Here is a 23030-nt window from a genome sequence, read left to right as displayed (position 1 = left end):
ATGAGGAGGTCGTAATGCTCTTGGTCAGCGCTCCTATTCTTGGCTTTCCGGAAAAGGCAGCCCTGGCCAAAGTTGTCGACAGTGGGTGGCTGACGATGGGGGACCAGGTAAGAGCCTTTGAAGAGGCCTTCGCAGCCGTGCATGGTGCGGTCGATTGCGTCGCCGTCAGCTCTTGCACCGCCGCCCTGCATCTCATTCTCCATGGACTTGGGATCGGCCCCGGAGACGAAGTGCTGGTTCCCTCGCTGACCTTCGTGGCGACCGCGAATGCAGTGCTCTACGTAGGAGCAACACCGGTATTCGTCGACATAGAGTCGGCCGAAGTGCCACTGATGTCCCTAAGTGACGCGGAGGCCAAATGCACCGGACGTACCAAGGCTGTCATTCTCGTCCACTTTGCCGGCTATCTTGCCGACCGGGAAGAATGGCAGAGATTTGCCCGTGTGCGAGGACTGCATATCGTCGAGGATGCCGCGCATGCTCCCGGCCTTAAGGAGGTGGGGACTTACGGTGCGGCCGCGGCCTTCAGCTTCTACGGCAACAAGAACATGACCACCGCGGAAGGTGGGGCCGTTATTGCCCGGGATGCACAGCTCCGTGAAACGATCCGCCAGGCTCGCGGACATGGAATGACCAGTGGCACACATCAGCGGTTGAACAGCCGCACGCCGCAATACGACGTGACGATGCTCGGTTTCAATTATCGCATGGACGAGTTGCGCGCCGCTATTGGCTTGGTCCAACTTCAGAATCTGCAGGAATGGAATGAAATCCGGCGCATATTGGTCGTCCTCTATCGGCGTCTGATCGCAGATTATTGCTCCGCTGTGACAGTCCCGTTCGGCAAACCGCGGACCTCGGCGTACCACATCATGCCTGTCCTCCTGCCACATGACGTCGACCGGCAAACGGTGATCGACCATCTGCGAACGAAGGGGATACAGACTACAATCCACTACACGCCCGTGCACCAGATGACACTTTATCGCCAAATGTTCACTGAAATCCATCTGCCGAAGACCGAGGACTTCGCGCAGCGGGAATTGACGATTCCACTACACCCGCAAATTACGGCAAGTGCGATCGAGTCGGTGGTTGTTGCATTAGCCACCGCGATTGAAAGCAGCGGGCGTGCGGGAGCCGCGGCATGAACGCACTCGACGTGACGATGCATCGGCCCGCCGTCGCTGGCACCAGCCACGGAATTGCCAGACGCGCGATGGACATCATCCTCGCTGCAGCAGCGGGAATGGTACTCGCTCCACTAATGCTCCTGATTGCCGTTGCACTCTTTGTCGAAGGTGGTTGGCCGGTGTTTTTCGTACAGACGCGCCTGGGTGCCGGCGCAAAACCGTTTCGCATGTACAAGTTCCGCAAATTCAAGACGACAGCCGATCCTTTCGGCCTTGCGCTGACCATGAACGATGACAGCCGCATGACGCAGGTAGGCCGTTTTCTCGCGGCAACGAAACTTGATGAGCTGCCCCAACTGTGGAACGTTTTCACGGGGGACATGGCAATTGTCGGGCCGCGGCCGGAAAGCCTTGCCTTCGCCGATTGTTTCCGCGGCGGCAATGAAGCTGTCCTACAGTGGAAGCCTGGCCTGCTCGGCCCGACCCAGGTTCTCTTCCGTCACGAAGCCTGTTTTTACCCGCCCTCCCTTGATCCGCTCCTGTTTTATCGAGAGGTCCTGTTCCCGGCCAAGGCAACGATCGACCTCGCCTACTATCCGCGGCGCACGATTGCATCGGACCTCGTCTGGATAATGCGGGGCTTTAGGGCGGTTTTCGGCGTGTCCCTGCCTCCCGCGGCAAGTGGGTAGAGTTGGCAAGTGAGGAGAGTTGGCATGAATGGATTGTTGTTCGTTCGCCAGTTTGACGGCTCACACGATCGAAGGAGTGCACGGTCGTGAGCTATCGCGGCAGGAAAGTCCTGGTCACCGGTGCGGATGGATTTATCGGATCCCACCTCACGGAAGCGCTGGTGCGCGAAGGGGCCGATGTCACGGCACTGGCCCTCTACAACTCGTTCGACAGCCATGGCTGGCTGGATGATTTGCCCGACCACGTTCGAAGCCAGTTGCAATGCATTCGTGGCGACGTTCGTGACAGCGCGTTCATCAACCGGATCGTGCGCGGCCAGGCGGTGGTGTTTCATCTGGCTGCGCTGATTGCGATTCCCTATTCCTATGCGGCTGCCCAATCCTATGTGGAAACCAATGTGCTGGGTACCGTGAATGTCCTTGAAGCGGCACGCCACTGGGAAACCGAGCGCATTGTGCATACGTCCACGAGCGAGGTTTATGGCACCGCTCTGACCATGCCGATCCACGAATCCCACCCGTTGCAGGGACAGTCCCCCTACTCCGCATCCAAGATCGGCGCGGACATGATGGCGGCGTCTTATGCCAGGTCCTTCGATGTGCCGGTGGTAATCCTGCGGCCGTTCAATACATACGGGCCGCGCCAGAGCGAGCGGGCCATCGTGCCGACCATCATAAGGCAGGCTCTGGACGAGAACTGTCCGGCGATCATGGTCGGCGACACCAGCCCTATCCGCGACCTTACCTTTGTGGAAGACACTGCGGCGGCATTTGTGGCGGCAGGGGCCGCCGAGCTTGAATTTGGCCATGCCTACAATGCCGGCAGCCAGCGCGCCATCAGTGTCTCGGACGTTTTGGAGTTGGTGCTCGAGTTGAGTGGCACCAGGAAACCGGTCCGTCGCGACGAAAGCCGGATGCGGCCGCAGAACTCCGAGGTTCGCGCGTTGCTCGCCGATTCCTCGAACCTTGAAAGTAAAGTCGGATGGCGGGCGCATACAAGCCTGCGTGACGGTCTGGAAAGAACCATCGAGTGGTGGCGTTCGCGCCTCAGCGAGGGCCGCGTCCGTCGCGAAATGAGCTATATGACATGACCTTTCCGCGGCTCATACCGGCTGTGCTGCTGATGGCCGCTCTGCTGGCGCTGCACACAGCCGGAAACCGGCCGAGCGGTGCGGCAGGCACGGAGCCGGCAATGGATCTGCCCGCTTACCTGAAACCTGCAACCGATCCGGCGACAGGGATCAGCTTCACTCGGATCACCAAGCCCGGAGCTCTTGGCGGCGGAATTGTCTGCGGCAAAATATATTGCAGTCATCGGTACTCGAGCGCGCAAGCGTGGAATGCCGATCAGAGCCTCCTTGTCCTCATGAACGGCTGCAACGGCATGTGCTTCCTCGACGGGAAAAACTACGTTCCTTTGTTCCATCGCAACAAGCCGGGTGAGTGCGAATGGCACCCTCGAAACGCGGATCTGATGATTTGTGTCGATGATCAGAAGATCTCGACCTGGGCGCCCCGCAGCAATCGTGAGGACATAGTTTTTGCCGCTGCGAAATATCGGGATCTCAAATTCGGCCCGTCCAAGGGAAATCCAAGTCGTGACGGCAGCCGCATTGCCGTACGCGCGACCCGCGATGATGGTGCTGCCGTCGCCTTCGCATATGATCTCGACCGGCGTCTGAAATACCCGGACATCAATCTCGCCCAGGTTGCCGGAACGACCAGTTCCTGCACCATTTCTCCGCTTGGAGAAAACATCCTGTGTTTCCAAAACCTGGCCGACGGCACCGAGCAGCGAGCCATTTTCGCAATCGACGGCACCTTGCGCCAGACGTGGAAGGACCATCATCGGCCCGGCCATGGCGATATGACTCTCGACGCGGACGGCAGCGAAATTTACGTCGGAATCAGCAAATCCAGCCCGGACAAATATCAGGTGATCAAACGTCGGCTGTCCGATGGAAAGGTCACGTCGCTCATGAAGTTCGGCGAGGCCGAGCATGCGTCGCTGCGCGCTTTGGACCGGCCCGAATGGGCATTCATGAGTTACGGGGGCAATCCCGAGGAGGTTCGAAGCCAGCCGGACTGGGCTCCATACTCGCGCGAGGTGATCGCGCTGCGTGTCGACGGCAGTCGAGAGGTCCGACGGATCGTGCAGACGCGGAACGCTCCGTTCGATTATTGGAGCGAGACACACGCGTCCCCGTCCCCTGATGGGTCGCAAGTGATCTGGTCTAGCAATTGGGGGGTACCGGGCGGACCGGTCTACGAATTCGTCGCCCATCTCGATTGGCCGCCGCAGCCGGTTCTGAATCAAAAGGAGATTGCCACCAATGGCCTTCGTTAGCCGAATTTCCTTTGCAGCACTTGTCGGATGCCTGGCCTTGAGCAGCGCAACCGCGGCCGAAGCGCCGGCCGCCTACAAGCTCTCCCCCGGCGACACGGTGGAGATAGGAATTGCCTCCATAGCGGAACGAACGCAACGCGCGGTTGTCCAGATGGATGGCTCGATCGCGCTGCCCCAGTTCGGGATGATCCCGGTTGGCGGGTTGACGCCGGCCGAATTGCAGACGCGCATGGAAGCGGTGCTGCCAACCAAGATCGTCCACCAGCGTCTGCCTGATGGACGGGAGCAAATGATCGTCATCAAGCCGAGCGACGTCACGGCCGTGATCGCGGAGTACCGGCCGATCTACGTGACTGGCGATGTGCTGACGCCAGGGCAGCAGGCTTACCGGCCACTCATGACAGTCCGGCAGGCGATTGCGGTCGCCGGCGGTTTCAGCCTTCTGCGGTCGCGGGCAAGCCAAAGCGGACCTGATCCCGTTGATCTGCGACGCGACTACGAGTCGATCTGGGGGGATTACATCAGGGACTACTTTCATGGCGCCCGCATCCGCGCCGAACTTCAGAACCAGGCAGAATTTGACATGCAGCCGCCGCAGGGCTCGCCCCTGTCGAATGTATTGATATCGGCGGTCGCGCAGGCGGAAGCGGAGGGTCTCAGAATTTCGCTGAACAATTTTCAACAGGAGCAAAGCTATCTCGACAAGACCGCCAAGGATGCCGAGGCTGAGGTCGAGGTTCTGCTCAAGCGCGAGCAGACGGAAGCGGCAGCGGTGAAACAGGATGAGGACGATCTGGCGCGGGTCACCAAATCGTTCGAATCGGGCAACCTGACCAACAGCAGGCTCGCCGATGTCAGACGTGCGGTGCTGATGTCGTCGAGCCGGGCGCTCGAGACCTCGGTCGAACTCATGAGAACGCGGCGCCAGCAGGAAGACTTCGTCAGGCAGCAGGAACGCAATGAAAATCAACGAAGGATCGGCCTTCTGAACGAGTTGAGGGACACCGACCTTCGCCTCGCCGAGACCACTGCAAGGCTCCACGCAGCCAGCCAGAAGCTTCAGCCATCAGGGGCGTCCGCTCTTCCACTGCCGGTCGCCGGCGAAACCTTCCAGGCGCGGATCACAATAACCGGTGGAGCCGGCGACGCGTCGAGAAGTCGACCGGTCGACCAGGACACTGAGGTCGCGCCTGGAGACACCATCGAGGTGAGGTTCAGCAGCGACCTGCAGAGCGCGGCGATCCAGTAGTTACGCGACGTGAACCGACCCGGGAACGACGGTGGCTGATGCCTCGCCTCACGGCATGAAGACCCGGGCGACCTGAGAAATCGGGCATGGGCAAATCAAGAAAGCGGGGTTGTCGTGATTGGTGAAATAGATGTCGCCAGCGCCTACATCACCGGCCGCATCGGCTTCATGGGGCTGAAGTTGGTTGTCGCGCCCGGCGTGCTCGTCCCTCGCCCGGAGACGGAATTGCTCGGCAGCACCGCCCTCAATGTGCTTCGTGAACTTAATCGGCCGGTCCCGCGTGTCGTGGACATGTGCTGCGGAGCGGGCAATCTCGCCTGCGCCATTGGATACAAGGTCCCCACCGCGCGCGTCTGGGCGAGCGATCTCACTGACAGCTGTGTCGAAACCACCTGCCGGAATGTCGCCCATCTTGGCCTGGCCGGACGCATTTCGGTGCTGCAGGGCGACCTGTTCAATTCCTTCTCGGGTCTGGAGCTCGAAGGCACGATCGATCTGGTCGTTTGCAACCCGCCTTACATCTCCGAGAAGCGGCTCGAAAACGACCGCGCGCATCTGATGGAACTTGAACCACGTGAGGCGTTCGCTGCCGGGCCTTACGGCCTGAGCATTCATATGCGGGTGATCAAGGAGGCGCGGCGCTATCTGCGGCAAGGTGGTATGCTGCTTTTCGAGGTTGGGCTTGGCCAGGACCGGCAAGTCATGAATTTGGTTGAGCGTTCCAAAGCCTACGAGAGCATTCGCACGGTTGCGAACAAAGCTGGTGAGGCCAGGGTGGTTTGTGCACGGGCCAAAGCGCCAGTATGAGCCGCGCCATGGGTTGCGCGCTCGGTTGGGAAGACGCCCTTAAACCGTAGCCCGGCGATCAGTTTTCCTTGCTGAGGACGTAACGTGCAATTCCCTGGATGGAATCGAAATTCTCAGGCAGAAGTTCATTGTCCTCGACAGTGATGCCGAATGTCTCCTCGACGAAGCCGATAACTTCAAGCACTCCAGTCGAGTCTATGATGCCCTGGTCGAGCAACGACGTTTCAACCTCCAGCGCACGCGGGTCGGCCACGTAGAAGTTTGACGCCAGAAAGGCGCGTATCTGATCGCTGTAGGTGTCAATTCTGTTGTTCGTGCTCAGCATTGAATTGGCCTCCGATCCAAATGATTTCCAGGTGTTCGCTTTATGAAAGCGCTATTTTCTTGAGCTTGCCCGTGTCCGTCATCGGTAGACTGGACACAATCTGGATGGACTTCGGAATCATGAAGTTTTCCAGCCGCTTCTGACATTCCATCCGCAGCTGCTTTTCGCCCATGATCGTTCCTTGCTCCATGACGACAAACGCTTTCACTGCTTGCCCTAGCAGGTCGTCGGGAACTCCAACGACCGCGGCTTCCCGTACTCCCGGGATTTCCATCAGCACGTTTTCGACTTCCCTGGGCGCCACCTTTTCTCCCCGCGATTTTATGATCTCATCGCTGCGGCCGACAAAATAGAGGTAGCCTTCCTCGTCCATTCGGCAGTAGTCGCCGGTGTACAGAACCTGCTCGCCGGGCGAAGGGCCAGGCTTGAGCTTCCTCGCGGTAGCCTCCGGCTTACCCCAGTAGCCCTTCATGACCGTTGCCCCGCGAATGACCAGCTGGCCGACGACATTGGGACCGACCCTTCGGTCATCCTCATCGACAATCCACATTTCGGTGTTCGGGATGGCGATCCCCACGCTCAACGGTTTTCGAGCAAGATCTTCCGGCGGAAGATAGGTGCAGCGTTTGCATTCGGTCAGGCCGTACATCGAATAGATGCGAGCATCGGCAAACAGTTCCTGGAGCAGGCGAATGTGCTTGAGCGGCAGTGCCGCGGCAGTGTTCGTGACATACCTTATGCTTGCAAAATCATCTGCCTTCAGCGTCTTGAGATCCGACAGCGCGGCAAAGATGGTTGGCACGCCGGGAAAGCCTGTAACTCTCTCCCTTTCGATGATCGCAAGTATCTGTGCGGGGAAGGCAAACGAGCGCTCGAGGACCAAGCGCGCCCCGGTACGGAATGCCATTATCATCTGATAGAGGCCGTAGTCGAAGGCCAGGGGCAAGACATTGAGGATCACATCGTCTTCGCCAAGTTCGAGGTACGAGGCAATCGACGTGCAGGCTGCCATCATGTTCCTGTGCGTCAGCATCACGCCTTTGGGTTCGCCGGTCGAGCCCGACGTGTAGATGATGGCTGCGAGATCGATATCGATGCGGCGGCGGGCCGGCGCTTTGCCGTGGCCGGCAGCCGCCTCATCCCAGCGCACGGCATGCGGCAATCCCCGGAGCTCGGCGACGTCCACCGGACCGGAGACAATGAGCCGCCGCAGCGACGGACAGTTACGCGCCGGTTCAGTAAAGATTGCCTGCAAATGTTTGTCGGTGATCAATGCTGCCGGCAGGCAATCGTTGAGCAAATACCCCAGCTTGTCGCTCTTGGTGAGCGGATTGACGATGCACACAACGGCGCTCGCCTTGAGAACCGCCCAGAAGCTGACCACGGTCTCGACGGTGTTGTCGGCGAAGATCATGACGCGGTCACCGGGGGCGACCCCGGACGTGACGAGATGATGGGCGACCGCGTTGGAACGTGTCTCAAGCTCATCATAGGCGAGCCGGTGCCCGCCGCACACCAGCGCCACCTTGTCGCCGAGCCGGCCGGCCGAATGGCTGAGGTAGTCGTGCAGCAGAGGGACGGCGCCATGCATCATACCAGCACCTCTTCCCTGTGCAGGCGATCGATATCTATCCTGAGGTCGACCGCACGCCCGCTTGATGGACGGCTTGCGACAAACTGCTGATGGAGGAGCTGCGTCGACAGCACGCCGACCAGCGCCATGTTGTCCGAGTTGGACAGATCGCCATCGCCGGTCTTGGCAGCGCATTTGTCCAGCAGGCGCGCGACCGAGTTCGGATCAAAGACATTCGCCGCGCGCAGGGCAGTCTCCGAGAGTGCTTCGCGGACATAGGCGGGTGCGCTATCGCCCATGAAGCAAAGTGCGTTGGGCGCCCGGTAGGGCTGCTTCTTGCGGGCCACGACTTCCGCGGGGACGATCGATTTCGCCACACGCTTCAGCACGTGTTTCTCATCCAGAATGCGCAGCTTGTAGTCGGCCGGTAGCGAATTCGCCAAGGCCACGAGCCTGTCGTCCAGGAACGGGAAGCGCCCCTCGACGGAGTGGGCCATCAGCATCCTGTCACCCTGAGAGGAGAGCAGGTAGCCCGACATCAGCGTCCTGATCTCAAGATACTGGTCCTGCGCGAGAGGACCCCATCGTGGAAACTCTTCGGGCAGACGGCAGAGCAGGTCCGCCACTGCGTCGTGGCGCGCCGCTTCGGCATGCATGTCGGCCGAGAACAGCCGTTTGATGGCGCTGGTGGTGCGCCAGCGGGTGTCATGCGCGAAGCCGGGCGCGCCAAATGCATGAAGACCGTGTCCGAAGAACTGGCGCGCCATCGCCTGCTGCTTGACCGGCGAGCGGCTCAGATAGGGGTAGAGGCGTTCCAGCAGTCGCGCGCGGCGGGCGGATGCGGGCTGCCGCCCCCAGAAGCGGCGGACCTTGCCTTCCCGGAACAGGTCGTAGCCGGCGAACATCTCGTCGGCCCCCTCGCCGGTCAGCACGACCTTGATACCATGTTCGCGCACCAGCCTAGAGAGAAGGAACAACGGCGCCGGCGCCGTCCTGAGAATCGGACGCTCGGCGTGACGGATCACATCCGGGAAGATGTCGGCGATGTCACCGCGCGAAACCACCACCTCGTGGTGCTCGCCGCCGCTCGCACCGGCAACCAGCCGCTGGTAACGGGTTTCATCATACTCGGCGTCAGCAAAACGCAACGAGAAAGTCTGGAGCGGCGCGCCGGCGAAGCGCCTCCCGAGCATGGCGACAAGTGAGCTGTCGAGCCCGCCGGAAAGGTAGCAGCCGACCGGCACATCCGCCTTGACCATTCTAAGCGCCGTCGCGGCCTGCAAGGCGCCGCGCACTTCGTCCACCGCATCCTCCAGCGAGCCCCTGAAGGTGCCATGGGCCAGGTCCTCGCTCTCGGGATAGCAAGGTTTCCAGAAAGCGTGCTCACGAACGCTGCCATTGTCGTAGATGCGGACGTGGCCGGGGGTAAGTTCCTGTATCCCCTGAAATACGCCTTGCGGCGGTACGACCGTCCACAGCGTGAAAGTCTGGTCGACCCCCGCCGGATCGAAGGCCCGCGGTATCGCCGGGTCGGCTGCGAAGATGGCCTTAACTTCGCTGGCGAAATGCAGGCGGCCAGCGTGTTCGCACAAATGCAGCGGGCAGATGCCGAACCGATCGCGCGACAGGACGAGGCGGCCTGTCAGCGAGTCCCAGATGGCGAGTGCCCATTGCCCGTTCAGCCGCTCGAACGCGCCCACACCCCAGGCGCGGTAGGCATGCACGACGACCTCCGTATCGCTGCGGGTGCGGAAACGATGTCCCAGGGCTATGAGCTGGTCACGCAGCTCGACGTAATTGAAGATCTCGCCGTTGAAGACGATCCAGGTGGTATTGCCTGTGTCGGCAAGAGGCTGCTGTCCGGTCGAGAGATCGATGACCGACAGGCGGGTATGCGCCAGCCCCGCTCGCCTGTCGCGGTAAAGGCCGCTCTCGTCCGGGCCTCGATGGGAGAGCGCGGCTGCCATTCGTAGAAGCGCGGCTCGTGAAGGAGGCTCCGCAGCCGCGTTCAGCGCCACAATTCCGGCGATGCCGCACATGGGTCAGTCCCTGTCCATCGCAGCGGGCAGCTGTGGCCGTGCGTGAAGATAGCGTGCAGCGCGGCGTTTGCTGACGATATCCTTATAGACCTTCTCGACTTGCGCGGCAGTGAGGCCGGCGGCAGCGGCAACCACGCCGGCCGAAATTCCGTGATTCATGCCGTAGAGGCACAAATCCATCAGCTGATAGGGCAAGGCGAAGTAGAACTCCTCCTGGGTTTGCGCCATGGAAAACGTGTCCGTGGTCGGCGGCCTTGTTCGCACCTCCTGGTCAATACCAAGATATTCCGCCAGATAGTAAACCTGCGTCTTGTAGAGATGGACGATAGGCATCACGTCGGCGACGCCGTCGCCCTGCTTGACGAAGAAGCCTTGGTCGTATTCGAGCCGGTTCGGCGTGCCTGCCACTGCATAGTTGAGGCGGTCCGCGTGATAATATTCAGTCATCTTGCGAACCCGCTGCTTGTAGTTGGTGGCAGCGACGATCTGCAGGTAAGCCGCCGGCGACAGACGCACGGTGTCGATCTTTCCGTGCGGATCCTCGACCGTAAGGCGCGTGATATTGAGGCCGCTGCTCTCCAGCACCGATGCCATGACCAGCTTGCATTTCCAGCCTTCGCCATATCCAGGGACGGCAGTTCGGATGGCCTCGATCTGTCGGGCGTAGGCGCCGATGCCTTCAAGCGCCGGCTCGATATCTTCAAGGATTGTGTCGATGCCAAGCTGCCCGGCGACGCTGCGGCCAAGCCTCAACGAGTCGCCTGACGAATGGCGCTCCGGCATGAACAGGCCGAGCACCTTGTCCTTCCCGAACGCCCGTGCGCACAGCGTTGCGACGACCGAACTGTCGATGCCTCCGGAGAGCCCGACGACCACTCCGCGACGCCGTTGTGTGCCGAGAACCTGTTCGCGCAAAGTCTCGACGATGCGATCGATCTCCAGCCGGGCATCGAGCGCCAGCACATCGCTGCTGAATTCCCCGATCAGGTCGATGACACTGCCTCCTGTTGGCGTGACTCGACTGAAGAGTAGGTCTCGGTCACAGCGTTTTCGATGAGCGGGCGATTGATGGTCAGATGGGGCTCCACGACCATGTCGATGTGAGTGCCGGCGATCGGAATGACGTCCAGATGGACGAATGCCCGGTCCCACCCGAGTGCAAGCGGCATTCCGGGCCGCGCGCAACGGAACAAGGTGCCGGTGATCGGCAGTATCGGCCTGGGTTCTGCCAGCCATTGGAAGAAGGCGCGCGCCCGCAGAACCTCCTGCAGTTCCAGTTTGGTTCTGAAGCTCGTCGGGTTGAACTGACCCTCGGCATAGCGGTCGAGGAAGCTGGCAAGCCGGGATTCGCAGTGCATTTTGACCGCGACCTTGGCAAGCGCGCGGCACGCCACCCGACTAGCCGATATACGATTGGTTCGGATCCGGTGAAATGTCCGGGTAATGGTCTCCCAACGCTTGCTGCGCTCGCCGACCAGACTGGTATCCAGAATGCCCGTGAACGCTACCGCTCGCCCTTGATCAAGCAGACGCGCGGCAACCTCAAAAGCGACCGCTCCTCCGAGCGAGTGGCCAAGCAGGCGAACACAGCCGGTAGGCTGCACGCGGTTGATATGATCGATTGCAGCTTCGACCATTGCGGCGACAGTGTTCTGACCTTGCAGGATCATGCCCAGGGCCGGATATCTGATGGGAGACACCCTGGCGACCTTGCTTATTGCCGATGCGAACGAAGCAAGGCTCGGACCATAGCCGACCGAACCGGGGAAAAGGAAAAGCAGCGGAGGCTCGTGTTTCCAGGCGGGCGCGTGCTCTCCGCCTCCTTGAGCGGAAATGACCGCTGCAACCATCTCATCGAAGCTCATTCCAACCGTGAAGGCTTCCAATCCGAGCTCCTGCCCGATCGCGCTTTCGATTTCCATCACGCAATGGAGCAGCTTAAGCGAATCTCCCCCCGCTTCATCCCAGCACCCCAGGGCGACCCGCGTCTTAAGGACCTTGGTCCAGGCACGCCGTACTATCTGATGAGCAGGAACTTCATTTCCCGCATGGGCGATTTGCGGTGGGGGCGTTGTTTCCCGAACCGAAAGGTCGATTGCAGCCAGCGTTGCCATATCGATCTTTCCGCTGGCCAGTCGCGGTATCTCGGCGCTTGCATGGAGCCGCAGCGGGCAAAGCGCCGGCGGCAATTTTGTCCTGGCAAGTTGGCGCAGCTCGTCGCAAAAACTGGCTCCCGCCCCGCCGTGCGGGACGGCGAACGCAACCAGTTCATTCGCCGGGGTGACGATAACCACGGCATCCTTCACCGACGGCGCGCCACGCAGAACCCGTTCGAGTTCGGCCGGCTCAACGCGCCGCCCATTGACCTTTATCTGGCGCCCTTTGCGACCGATGATCCGCAACAGGCCATCACTCCCAATTTGCACAAGATCGCCCGTCGCAAAGATACGAAGCGTCTGGTCGTCGGGATCTATTTCAAACGGAACGACTGCCCCATTTTCCCAATATCCGAGTGCGACATACGGGCTTCTGATCAACAGTTCTCCGATCTTGCCGGGCTGAACCGGGTAACCCTCTTCATCGACAATCGCGAAGCCGATTCCCGGAAGCAGCCAACCGACGGGAGCTGAGGAATCGAATTCCGGCCAATCGTGCGGCAAGAACCACTGCGATCCAGTCGTTTCCGTCGATGAATAGCCGATCTGCACCAGGCAAGTTGGCGGGACAGCCTTGCGCACCAGGCGGATGTCGGCCGAGGACACCTTCTCGCCTCCAATTCGGGCAACCCTGAGTGAACCAAAGGCGTCCGCGGGCTCATCCGCCAGGAGAGCGCGAAGCAATGCCGGCACCAGATAGGTGATCGTCACGCCTTCCGATTGCATGCGGCCGCGAACCGCGCGCAGGCCCACGGCTTCGACCTCCACAAGCTGCAACGTAGCACCCGTAAGAAGAGCGGCAAGGATTTCCCGACAACCGGCGATGGTTGCCGGGCCGGTCAGGGGCAGGAAAACATCCTGCGCATTGATGTGGCACGCGTCGACATATTGCTGCACCCGGCACAGCAAGTTCCGCTGGCTGTTGACAATTCCCTTGGGGCGGCCCGTGCTGCCGGAGGTATAAAGCACGATTGCCGGTGCATCGACAGAAACGGTACGGTGTCCAGCTGGACGAAGCGTTGCCTGCAACGATTGCGCTATCTCGATCCGGGCAACGTGCTGGGGCAGATCAAGGCCGTGGAGGCCTTTGTCGCCAATTATGGCGGAGAGCCTCGCGTCGGCGACGATTTCGTTGATGCGCGAGTCCGGATCTCGCACGTTAAGCGGCACCGACGGTCGACCGGATGCCATGCTGGCCAGCATGGCAACGGTGTACCAGACCGAGTTGGCCTGAAGTATTCCAACCGCATTTCCGTCGGGAACGACGGCTTCAATCCGGCTGGCCAAGGCCTCGACCGCCCGAAAAAGCTCGGAATAGGTCAGTCGGTTGGTGCCGTCGCTGGCGGCTAATTTCTCGGAATAACGCCCGGCGATTTCCCTCAGGTGATCAAAGACCGGAATATCGACGAAGCCAGTTCCCATCCGTTGATGCAGGCGTAGAACGGGCCCGCCCTCGTCAAGAGCATGATCGGGAACTTTTGACCATCGACAAGAGACCACCGCTTGGTAGTCAGCCTGCACCGTTTGAATCGCCCTCGAAGATTCTAAATGCGCCAGAGACATAAGGGCCCCACGCTAGGATTGTTGCCGCTTATCGCCCCGCGGCATGATCTTTTCATCAATCATTCGGATGATGCGCGAGGCGGTCTTGATCGCTTAAATCGTTCGAAGTTGAGCATGCCAGCCTGCGCTCGCTCGGCTGTGCTACCTTACCGAAGTGTCGGGCTGTGCGCTGCGGTCCGCTTCGCCAGTGCCTGAAACGAAGCAGTATGCGAATACTTCCCCTCCAAGCTCATCCGTGACACGAACCCAGTTGTTTTCCCATGTCCTCAGGGTAACCTGGCGTCCTGTTGATATAGTCGCCGCCGTGAACGGGCTGGACGCATTGACATTACTCGCCGCAACCACGTCGTCCCCTTCCATTTGCTCTACCAGGTATGTTTGCATCACTGCTCCTGACTGCAGGGCATGGCCGGTGCAATTGCGTGTAGCTGGAGGCATGACCTTCCAACCGCAGGGAACGGATTTCGTTCCATGCAACAGGCAACCCTGCCGCCGGCAGTCAGCGTTCAGTCGCCCCGCCGCCCCCGGGCAGGACCATGGCCTAGCCGCTGAATGACTTGGTCAGGACTGAGCTATGCTTTGGCGAAGGTGGAGCCTCGCGCTGCGCCGCATGCTTCTGGAACAGTGCAATCTTGTCGGGATAAGTAATCCGGATTTCGCTGTGACACCCCTCGCAGCGATATTTGGATGCAACCTGAAACCAGCGCCCGGGTTTCAGCAAAGCCAATCCGCAACGCGGGCATTTGAACGTCATTTCAAGAGGGCATAGATTCTGACACAGCGGCATTTCGCAACTTCCATAAGAGATATCTAATGTTAGGCAACGGCAGCCGGCCGGAATCGTTCCTAGACGCCGTTCTTTTCGTCAGGCCGATGACCAACCCGGACGCCGGGAGACCATTTGCCCGCGATGCCAGCTTGACTGACGCAGGCCTGAACTCAGGCGCATCCCGCTTTCATGGTGACGTCGCGCCTGAGCGCCGATCGAACGGTTGTCAGAAGGTTTTGTGGGAACTTGTTCACCGGACCTCGGCACCGAGCGTGATCGCTTGGGGCGACGACGGGCCGCACGGTCGACGACACGACCTCTAATCCGGACGCCGAAACAGCGCCGCGCGCCAGCACAAGAAGGACGAAAGCAGCGCAACCAGGCGGCACTCCTTGAGCATCTCGCCTATACCGGTGCGCTCGACAGCCGCGATCCCGACCGAATTGATATGGATATGGAGGCGCTATTGAAGAGAACCGACGCATCCCTTGGGGAATGCGTCGGTTCCAGAAGCTTACGCGTGGCGGATTTCCGTTCCCAGCACCTTCAAACATTCGCGGATGAACGCAGCAAGCGCCGTCCAGCCTTTGGCAGAAACCATTGTCCCGTCCACATAGGCCTCGGTCGGCGACAGGTCGATATAGGTGCCACCCGCCAGTGTCACTTCAGGCTCGCAGGCGCCGAGTGCTGCGACCTTCTTGCCACGCACCACGCCGTCGACAGCGATCAGGATCTGCACACCGTGGCAGATGGTGAAGATCGGCTTCTTGGCCTCGTGGAAATGGCGCACGATCGCCTGCACGCGCTTGTCGGTGCGGATGTATTCCGGGCCGCGGCCGCCCGCGCAGTAGACGGCATGATATTGATCGAGCTGCCTCTCAGCTTCCGAGAAAGTCTTGTTGATCAGCGCATAGTGGCCGAGCTTTTCGGTGTAGGTCTGGTCGCCCTCGAAGTCGTGCAGCGAGGTCTTGATCAGATCTCCGGCGTTCTTGTCCGGGCATACCACGTGGATGGTGTGGCCGACGGCTTCCATGGCTTGCTGATAGACAAAGATTTCGTATTCTTCGGTGAACTCACCGGTCAGCATCAGTATCTTTTTGCCTGGCATGGCTCTTCCTCTCAGTGTTTGAGCTAGGCGAGGCGCAGACCGCGCCCTGCCTTTCGGTGAAATCGGATAGGGTTAGAATGGCGAGTCAGGGAAATAGTATTCCTTGGCGTTGGCTTGGGTGATCAACGGCGCGTCGAGCTTGACGGTGCCACGGACGGGTGCCTGGCCGATCAGGTTGGCGACGGTCATGTAGATCGCGGTCTTGATCATCGACGGCGGATATGGCGTCTCGACCGGCGTCATGGCGTCGCCGTCGATCACCTTCTTGACGATGTCCTTCATGCCGTTGCCACCGAGCGCCAGCTTGATATCGGTCCGGCCCGATTGCTTGACCGCTTCGAGCACGCCAAGCAGCATGTCGTCGTCATTGGCCCAGACCGCATCGATATGCGGGTACTTGGCCAAATAGTCCTGCATCAGCTTGAAGGCCTCGTCGCTGTTCCAATGCGCGTATTGGATGTCGAGGACTTTCAGGTTCGTACCCTTGATCGTGTCCTGGAAGCCCTTGATGCGCTCGTCGTCGATGACGGTCGGAATGCCGCGCAGCACAACGACGTCGCCCTTGCCGCCGAGCTTGTCGATCATGAACTTGGCTGTGTTGGTGCCAACCGCGATATTGTCGCCGGCGAGGTAAAGATCCTGGACGGAGGCGTCAGTCAGACCGCGATCGACGACGGTGATGAACGTGCCCATGTCCTTGATAGCCTTGACCGGCTGAGTCAGCTCTTCCGAGCTGTAAGGCAGGATCACCAAAGCGTCCAGCTTGCGGCTGGCCGACAGGTCCTCAAGCGCGCTGACCTGCTCCGCCGCGGACGGCGACGTCTTCACGACCACCTCGACGTTCGGGAACGCAGCATTGATTTCCTTGGCCGCCGCTTGTGCGTGATAGACGATGCCCGCCGTCCAACCGTGGTCGGCTGCCGGTATCGACACCGCGATGACCTTCTTGTCTTGCGCCATGGCCTGGCCGGCCAGCAGCAGCGCGCCAAGTGTCGCCGCCGCAATCCATTTTCTACTGAACATTGTCTTCTCCCTTGGACCTACAAGAACGTTGATCCGCGTGGTCCGGACGCGGCGCTATTTCGAATTCGAAAACCGCTGGATGAGCATGGCGATGATGATGATGACGCCCTGAACAGCGGCGACGAGGTATTCGGAGACGAAGTCCGACAGCACCATGAGGTTGGCGATGAGCTCCAGGATGACGGCGCCGGCGACTGTTCCCCACACATGGCCCTTGCCGCCGCGCAGCGCGGTGCCGCCAATCACCACTGCGGTGATGACCTGCAGTTCCCAAAGCTGTCCGGTCGTCGGCGTTGCGGCGCCCAGGCGCGGCACGTAGCAGATCGCGGCAATGGCCACGCAGACACCCTGGACGATATAGGCGACGGTCCGTGTCCTGATCACCGAGATGCCGGAATAACGGGCGACATCCTCATTGGCGCCGACCGCCGCGCATTTGCGGCCGTATTTCATCTTGTACAGGATGAAGGATGCGACCGCGGCGACGGCGATGGATATGAGGATTGGAACCGGGATGCCGGCAACCGTGCCGAAATAGACAGGCCGGTAGGCCTCGCGCAGCGATCGGTCGATCGGTATCGTGCCGCCGTCGGTCAGATAGGTTATCAGCGCCCGGAAAATCCCCATCGTGCCCAGCGTGGCGATAAACGGTTCGATCCTGCCGACCGTGACGATGAGGCCGTTGGCAAGCCCGCACAGCAGGCCGACCAGGATCGCCACCGCCATGCCGGCGGGAATAGCCCAGATACCGGCATGCGGCGCCACCGTGTTCATGAACATGATGGTGATGCCGGTGATGAAGGCGGCCATCGAGCCGACGGAAAGATCGAGCCCGCCGGACGAGATCACAAATGTCGCGCCGACCGCGATAATGGCGATGAAGGCGCTGCGAGTGATGACGTTGGCGAGGTTGGTGGCGGACAGGAAATCGTGGTTGATGAGGTAACCCACGACCAGGAGGGCCGCCAGCGCAAGGAAGGGTCCGATGTCGGTCCAACTGACATTGAGATCCAGGGCGCGACGCCTGGGTGCGGATTCGGTCATGACAGCCATTCTGTGCCTCCCTTGGCTTTTGGCCCTGGCTTGGGGCCACTGGTCGCCAGTACCGCCACGTTGCTTTCGGTCATTTCGGCGCCGCTGACCTCGCCGGTGATGCGGCCTTCGCGCATCACCAGGATGCGGTCGCAGATGCCGATCAATTCCTGCATCTCCGAAGAGATGACGATGCAGGCCTTGCCCTTCGCCACAAGCTCCTGGATGAAGGCATAGATCTGCGCCTTGTTGGCGATGTCGATGCCACGCGTGGGCTCGTCGATAATGACCACCGAAGGATCGGTCAGCAGCACCTTCGCCAGCAGCAGCTTCTGCTGATTGCCCCCGGAAAGCTGGCCCGCTTTGGCGCCGAGGCTCTTCAGCCTGATGTCATATGCCTCCACGGCCTGTTCCAGGGCCTTCGCTTCACTGCGCCGACCCATCGAGAGGCCGGGATGGAACACACCGAGCGCCGACAGCGTCAGGTTAGGCGCCAGGTGCTCCTGCAGCAGCAGTCCCTTGCCCTTGCGATCCTCGGTCAGGTAACCGACGCCGGCGTCGATCGCCGCGCGCGGCGATTGGAAATGGATCGACTTGCCCTCAAGTTCGACCTTGGCGGCCGACGGGCGCAGGCCGATAATGCCTTCGAAGAGTTCGGTTCGGCCTGCGCCGACCATGCCGGCGAACCCGAGGATCTCGCCTTTGTGGACCGTGAACGACACGTCCTCCGCATAGCCGGGAACGGAGGCGTTCCTCACGCTCAGCATCGGTACATCCGAAGGCGCTGCGGTCCTTTCAGGATAGAGTGCGGTCAGTTCGCGACCGACCATCAGCCGCGCCATATCCATCTGGCTCAGCGTCTTGCCGGGATAGGTGCCGACCATCTTGCCGTCGCGCAGAACGGTCACCTTGTCGGCCACCCGTTGCACCTCGTCCAACCGGTGGCTGATATACAGCACGGCGGTGCCGTGAGCCTTCAGTCGCAGGACGATCTCCAGCAGGCGCTCGACCTCGCCACCGGTCAGAACGGCGGTCGGCTCGTCGAAGATAACCAATTTATAGTCGTCAAGCAGAGCACGAGCGATCTGCACCATCTGCCGGTCTGCCAGCGAGACGTCGCGCACCAGTGCCCTCGGCGAGACCACGCAACCGATCTGCTCCAGTTTCTCGGCTGCCAGCCGGCGCATGGTGCGGTCATCCACGACCAGGCCACGCGAAAGCTCTCGCCCGAGAAACAGATTGTCGGTGACCGTGAGCCCCTCGGCGAGCAGGATCTCCTGGTGAACCAAAGCGATACCGGCATCCTGTGCCTGGCTGGGCTTGGCAAATTTCACCGCGTGTCCGTTCATCGACAATGTGCCGTGGCTTGGCTCGACATAGCCGGACAACAGCCGCATCAACGTCGACTTGCCGGCACCGTTCTCGCCAATGATGGCGTGGATCTCACCAGGGAGGACGTCTAGGGTGACGTCCGACAACACCGTCACCGGGCCGTATTGCTTGGACAATTGCTGGGCGCGCAGCACCGGTTCGAGCGAACCATGCGCATTGCTGGACAACGTGCTCCCGCCCTCCCCGGCGATATTCGCGGCAATGGACATCCGTTCCGACCTCAATCGAATGCCGGGAGCAGGCGATCGCGCGAGTGCTCTATATGGATGCGCATCGCCTTTGCGGCGGCATCGGGATCGGCAGAGCCGAACGCGGCAAGAATCGCCTCGTGTTCGTCAAGTGCCTCTTCGGTCACACGTGCATGAAACATCAGGCGGAAGATGTGGAAGTGCGTGTGCTGGTGGCTCAACGTCTCGCGGATGAGTTCGTTTTGAGAAAACTCCAAGATCTTGTCGTGGAAGATCGCATCCTGCCTGGCGAAGTTCGAATAGCGTACGCGATCATCCTTGCCTTCGCGGCGTGACATCACGCCGGCGGCTTCGAGCAACACATTGAACTTGGCCTCGTCCATCATTGCGGCGGCCTTCGCGGCGCCATGCGGTTCGAGCAGCAGACGCATTTCGTACAATTCGTCGAAACGGCGCCGGGTGATCTGGGGTGCGGCACGATAACCGATCAAATGCGTCTTGAGCACGAGGCCTTCGCCTTCGAGCCGGCCAAGGGCTTCGCGGATCGGCGTGTGCGAGACGTTGAATTCCTTGACCAGGCTGTCGACTGTAATGCGTGAGCCTGGTGGGATCTTCAGCGCCATCAACTGCGCGAAGATGGCTTCATAGACATCTTCGACGAGACTGTTGGCGCGCTGGATGCGACCAGCTCCAATGGTGGCGTCGCTTGGGTCGGGTAAGTTTGCGGTCTGCATATTTTGCCTCTTGACAGTGAGGACTGCTAACACGATGGTTCCGTCGATGCAATCCTATATCCTATACGATTTTAAAGCGGATATTTTTTAGGGGCGAGAGACACGCTCTTAGACCGTCCGATCCAAGCCCAGTTCAATGCCTCCGTTTCCAGTCAGCCGCCGTCAAAGGACCGATCATGACCCTCTTCGCCGCCCTGCGGTTGCCGCGTGAAATCCTGTTCGGGAAGGGGCAGCGCCATGTGTTGCCGACGGTCGCCGCCCGGTTCGGCCGACGCGCGCTGGTCTGCACCGATGAGCGTTTCGCGGGCACAGCGGTATTCGCCGACATCATCAAGTCCCTTCAGTCAGCCTCGATCGAAGTCCTTGTGCATGACCGCGTTCTGCCCGACGTGCCTCGCGACACGGTCGGCATCTGTGTCGAGGAAGCGAAGGGGTTCAGGCCGGACATGGTGATCGGAATCGGCGGCGGCAGCTGTCTCGATTTCGCCAAATGCACCACGCTGCTTCTCAGCCATGGCGGCAAGCTCCAGGACTATTACGGGGAGTTCAAGGTGCCGGGTCCGACACTGCCGCTGATCGCCGTGCCTACCACGGCCGGCACCGGCTCCGAGGTGACGCCGGTCGCGGTGATTTCCGACCCGGACCGGACGCTCAAGGTCGGCATATCGAGCCCTCACCTTATCGCCGCAGTAGCTCTGTGCGATCCCGAACTGACTATGACCTGCCCCCCCGGCCTGACCGCGATCGCCGGCGCTGACGCGCTGACCCATGCGATCGAGGCCTTCACCGCCATGCGGCGCGGTGAAGACCCCAATCTGCCGCAACAGCATGTCTTCATCGGCAAGACTGCGCTGACCGACCATTTCGCGTTGCTCGCGATAAAACTGCTTGGCAGGAGCCTGGAGAAAGCCTGCAGCGACGGCACCGATGCCGACGCGCGCGCCGATGTCATGATGGGCGCTCTGGCGGCGGGCTGCGCGTTCGGCACCGCCGGCACGGCGGCGGCACATGCCGTGCAATATCCGGCAGGCGCCCTCACCCACACCGCCCATGGTTTGGGCGTGGCGACAATGATGCCTTACGTGATGACCTATAACAGCCGCGTCGCCGCTCACGAGATGGCAGAGATCGGCGCGGCACTTGGCTTGGAGACCAAGGCCAGAACCGCCGCCGAGATGGCAGCCGCCACAATCGAGGAGATCAGGCGATTGTTCGCGGCGATCGGTATTACGCCGACACTGGCGGATTTAGGCCTCCCCGCCGATAAGCTTGACTGGACAGCCGAGCAAGCGCTCGGCATCGACCGCCTGATCAAGAACAATCCGCGTGCCTTCGATCTCGGCACGATGCGACGCCTCGTCCAGGCTGCCCATGACGGCGACCTCGCCGCCTGCGTTATGTGAAAAACGGAACAAAGCGATGAACTTGAACGCTCAGCAACTCGACCAGGACGGCTATGACGTGCGCGGTTTTTCGCACGGGCTCTACATTGACGGCACTTGGCGACCGTCCTCCGACGGTCGGCTCATCGATGTCGTCGATCCCTCCTCCGGGGCGGTGATCGCGGCGGTTCCCGATGCGACAGTCGAGGACGCGACCGCCGCCGTCGAAGCCGCGGCCAAGGCGGCCAAAGGATGGCGGGAGACGGCGCCGCGCAAACGCTCGGAAATCCTTCGGCGCTGTTTTGAACTCATGGTCGAACGCTCCGAAACGCTTGCCATGCTGATCTCCCTGGAGAACGGCAAGGCGCTGCGCGACGCGCGCGGCGAAGTGGCGTACGCCGCCGAGTTCTTCCGTTGGAATGCTGAGGAAGCGGTCCGTATCACCGGCGAGTTCGGCACCGCGCCCTCCGGCAGCAATCGCATCGTGGTGGATTATGAGCCGATCGGAATTTGCGTGCTGATCACACCGTGGAATTTTCCGGCCGCTATGGCGACCCGCAAGATCGCGCCGGCGCTGGCGGCAGGCTGCACTGTCGTCCTGAAGCCGGCAAGTGAAACACCGCTGACGGCCTATGCGCTGGCGGCACTCTACAGCGAAGCCGGCGTGCCTGCCGGTGTCGTCAACGTGCTGACCACGACCAGTCCCGGGCCGCTGACTTCGGCCATGCTCGCCGATCCGCGCGTCAGGAAGCTGTCCTTCACGGGGTCGACGGGTGTCGGCCGAACCTTGCTCGGCGAGGCTTCAAAGCATGTCATTTCCTGTTCGATGGAACTCGGCGGCAATGCCCCGTTTGTCGTCTTCGACGATGCCGAACTCGACGCCGCCCTCGACGGCGCGATGATCGCCAAGATGCGCAACGCCGGCGAAGCCTGCACCGCCGCCAATCGCCTCTATGTACAATCGGGAATTTGTGATGCTTTTGCCGACGGGCTCCGCAAGCGCATGGCGGCACTTAAGGTGGGAGCGGGACCGAATGCAGACACAGAATGCGGGCCGATGATCACCAGAAAGGCTGTCGACAAGATCGACCGCCTGGTCAAGGACGCCGTGGGCCGGGGGGCCAAGGTGCTTTGCGGCGGGTCAATTTCGGAGGAAGAAGGATTCTTCTATCCGCCCACAGTGCTGTCCGATGTGCCGCCCGATGCGGAGATGGCGCACGAGGAGATTTTCGGCCCGGTGGCACCCATCACACGCTTCGACACCGAGGCCGAGGCGATCGCACATGCTAACAACACGGAATATGGCCTGGCCGCTTATATATACACACGCGATATTGGACGCGGCATGCGGGTGGCGTCGGGGATCGAGGCCGGCATGATCGGTCTCAACCGAGGACTGATGTCGGATCCGGCCGCACCATTCGGAGGCGTCAAGCAGAGTGGCCTTGGCCGCGAAGGCGGCCAGCACCACGGCATCGCCGAGTTCATGGAGGCTAAATATATTGCCGTCACCTTCTGAAC

General features: G+C 60.9%; 18 protein-coding genes. 8 read left to right on the top strand and 10 right to left on the bottom strand.

The features are described 5' to 3' along the window. Nucleotides 1-14 precede the first annotated feature (14 nt). From AC0L24_RS00505 to AC0L24_RS00480, 6 genes are all read left to right on the top strand, one after another. Nucleotides 15-1151 carry a DegT/DnrJ/EryC1/StrS family aminotransferase gene (locus AC0L24_RS00505; protein WP_127811192.1) on the top strand — a complete coding sequence of 379 codons (1137 nt, stop codon included), beginning with the start codon at nucleotides 15-17 and terminating at the stop codon, nucleotides 1149-1151. Further along, nucleotides 1148-1822, top strand: coding sequence for a sugar transferase (locus AC0L24_RS00500; RefSeq protein ID WP_127811193.1), 675 nt, complete (start codon nucleotides 1148-1150; stop codon nucleotides 1820-1822). The genes AC0L24_RS00505 and AC0L24_RS00500 overlap by 4 nt, the downstream gene beginning before the upstream one ends. A gap of 86 nt (nucleotides 1823-1908) precedes the next feature. Then, nucleotides 1909-2913, top strand: coding sequence for an SDR family NAD(P)-dependent oxidoreductase (locus tag AC0L24_RS00495; RefSeq protein WP_127398900.1), 1005 nt, complete (start codon nucleotides 1909-1911; stop codon nucleotides 2911-2913). After that, nucleotides 2910-4169, top strand: coding sequence for a hypothetical protein (locus AC0L24_RS00490; RefSeq protein ID WP_127811194.1), 1260 nt, complete (start codon nucleotides 2910-2912; stop codon nucleotides 4167-4169). The genes AC0L24_RS00495 and AC0L24_RS00490 overlap by 4 nt, the downstream gene beginning before the upstream one ends. Before the next feature lie 37 nt (nucleotides 4170-4206). Then, entirely contained in the window at nucleotides 4207-5418 is a 1212-nt protein-coding gene (locus AC0L24_RS00485) for a polysaccharide biosynthesis/export family protein (RefSeq protein ID WP_473563313.1), read from the top strand. A 126-nt stretch (nucleotides 5419-5544) separates the two neighbouring features. After that, the gene (locus AC0L24_RS00480; protein WP_473563467.1) at nucleotides 5545-6225 is read left to right on the top strand and encodes a N5-glutamine methyltransferase family protein; all 681 of its coding nucleotides are present in this window, start codon (nucleotides 5545-5547) and stop codon (nucleotides 6223-6225) included. A 58-nt stretch (nucleotides 6226-6283) separates the two neighbouring features. Here AC0L24_RS00480 and AC0L24_RS00475 read toward each other — a convergent pair whose 3' ends face one another. From AC0L24_RS00475 to AC0L24_RS00430, 10 genes are all read right to left on the bottom strand, one after another. Next, complete coding sequence (locus tag AC0L24_RS00475) at nucleotides 6284-6550, bottom strand: acyl carrier protein (protein ID WP_127398978.1); 267 nt, start codon at nucleotides 6548-6550, stop codon at nucleotides 6284-6286. A gap of 40 nt (nucleotides 6551-6590) precedes the next feature. Then, nucleotides 6591-8144, bottom strand: a complete 1554-nt coding sequence (locus AC0L24_RS00470; RefSeq protein ID WP_164873901.1) for a class I adenylate-forming enzyme family protein — start codon at nucleotides 8142-8144, stop codon at nucleotides 6591-6593. Then, complete coding sequence (asnB, locus tag AC0L24_RS00465; protein WP_127811195.1) at nucleotides 8141-10162, bottom strand: asparagine synthase (glutamine-hydrolyzing); 2022 nt, start codon at nucleotides 10160-10162, stop codon at nucleotides 8141-8143. Before asnB ends, AC0L24_RS00470 begins: the two co-directional genes overlap by 4 nt. A gap of 3 nt (nucleotides 10163-10165) precedes the next feature. Next, nucleotides 10166-11149, bottom strand: a complete 984-nt coding sequence (gene nadE / locus AC0L24_RS00460; protein WP_281040166.1) for an NAD(+) synthase — start codon at nucleotides 11147-11149, stop codon at nucleotides 10166-10168. Further along, a complete protein-coding gene (locus AC0L24_RS00455; RefSeq protein WP_473563312.1) occupies nucleotides 11146-13881 on the bottom strand; it encodes an AMP-binding protein in 2736 nt (911 codons plus the stop codon). The genes nadE and AC0L24_RS00455 overlap by 4 nt, the downstream gene beginning before the upstream one ends. A gap of 1283 nt (nucleotides 13882-15164) precedes the next feature. Next, nucleotides 15165-15758 (bottom strand): DJ-1/PfpI family protein, encoded by a 594-nt coding sequence (locus AC0L24_RS00450; RefSeq protein ID WP_013533129.1) that lies wholly within the window; start codon nucleotides 15756-15758, stop codon nucleotides 15165-15167. Between the two features lie 72 nt (nucleotides 15759-15830). After that, the gene (locus AC0L24_RS00445; RefSeq protein ID WP_023808960.1) at nucleotides 15831-16781 is read right to left on the bottom strand and encodes a substrate-binding domain-containing protein; all 951 of its coding nucleotides are present in this window, start codon (nucleotides 16779-16781) and stop codon (nucleotides 15831-15833) included. A gap of 54 nt (nucleotides 16782-16835) precedes the next feature. Continuing rightward, on the bottom strand, nucleotides 16836-17834 hold the full coding sequence (locus AC0L24_RS00440; protein WP_127395959.1) for an ABC transporter permease: 999 nt from the start codon (nucleotides 17832-17834) through the stop codon (nucleotides 16836-16838). Then, the gene (locus tag AC0L24_RS00435; protein ID WP_127395958.1) at nucleotides 17822-19414 is read right to left on the bottom strand and encodes a sugar ABC transporter ATP-binding protein; all 1593 of its coding nucleotides are present in this window, start codon (nucleotides 19412-19414) and stop codon (nucleotides 17822-17824) included. Before AC0L24_RS00435 ends, AC0L24_RS00440 begins: the two co-directional genes overlap by 13 nt. 11 nt (nucleotides 19415-19425) lie before the next feature. Further along, a complete protein-coding gene (locus AC0L24_RS00430) occupies nucleotides 19426-20127 on the bottom strand; it encodes a GntR family transcriptional regulator (protein ID WP_127267874.1) in 702 nt (233 codons plus the stop codon). 176 nt (nucleotides 20128-20303) lie between these two features. On the opposite strand from AC0L24_RS00430, the gene AC0L24_RS00425 reads away from it, so the two are divergent. Both AC0L24_RS00425 and AC0L24_RS00420 read left to right on the top strand, forming a co-directional pair. Further along, a complete protein-coding gene (locus tag AC0L24_RS00425; RefSeq protein WP_127811197.1) occupies nucleotides 20304-21530 on the top strand; it encodes an iron-containing alcohol dehydrogenase in 1227 nt (408 codons plus the stop codon). Nucleotides 21531-21546: 16 nt separating this feature from the next. Beyond that, the gene (locus AC0L24_RS00420; protein ID WP_127811198.1) at nucleotides 21547-23028 is read left to right on the top strand and encodes an NAD-dependent succinate-semialdehyde dehydrogenase; all 1482 of its coding nucleotides are present in this window, start codon (nucleotides 21547-21549) and stop codon (nucleotides 23026-23028) included. The last annotated feature ends 2 nt before the right edge of the window (nucleotides 23029-23030 follow it).

The organism is Mesorhizobium sp. WSM4809 (assembly GCF_055811655.1).
This window is presented reverse-complemented; position numbering and strand designations above follow the sequence as displayed.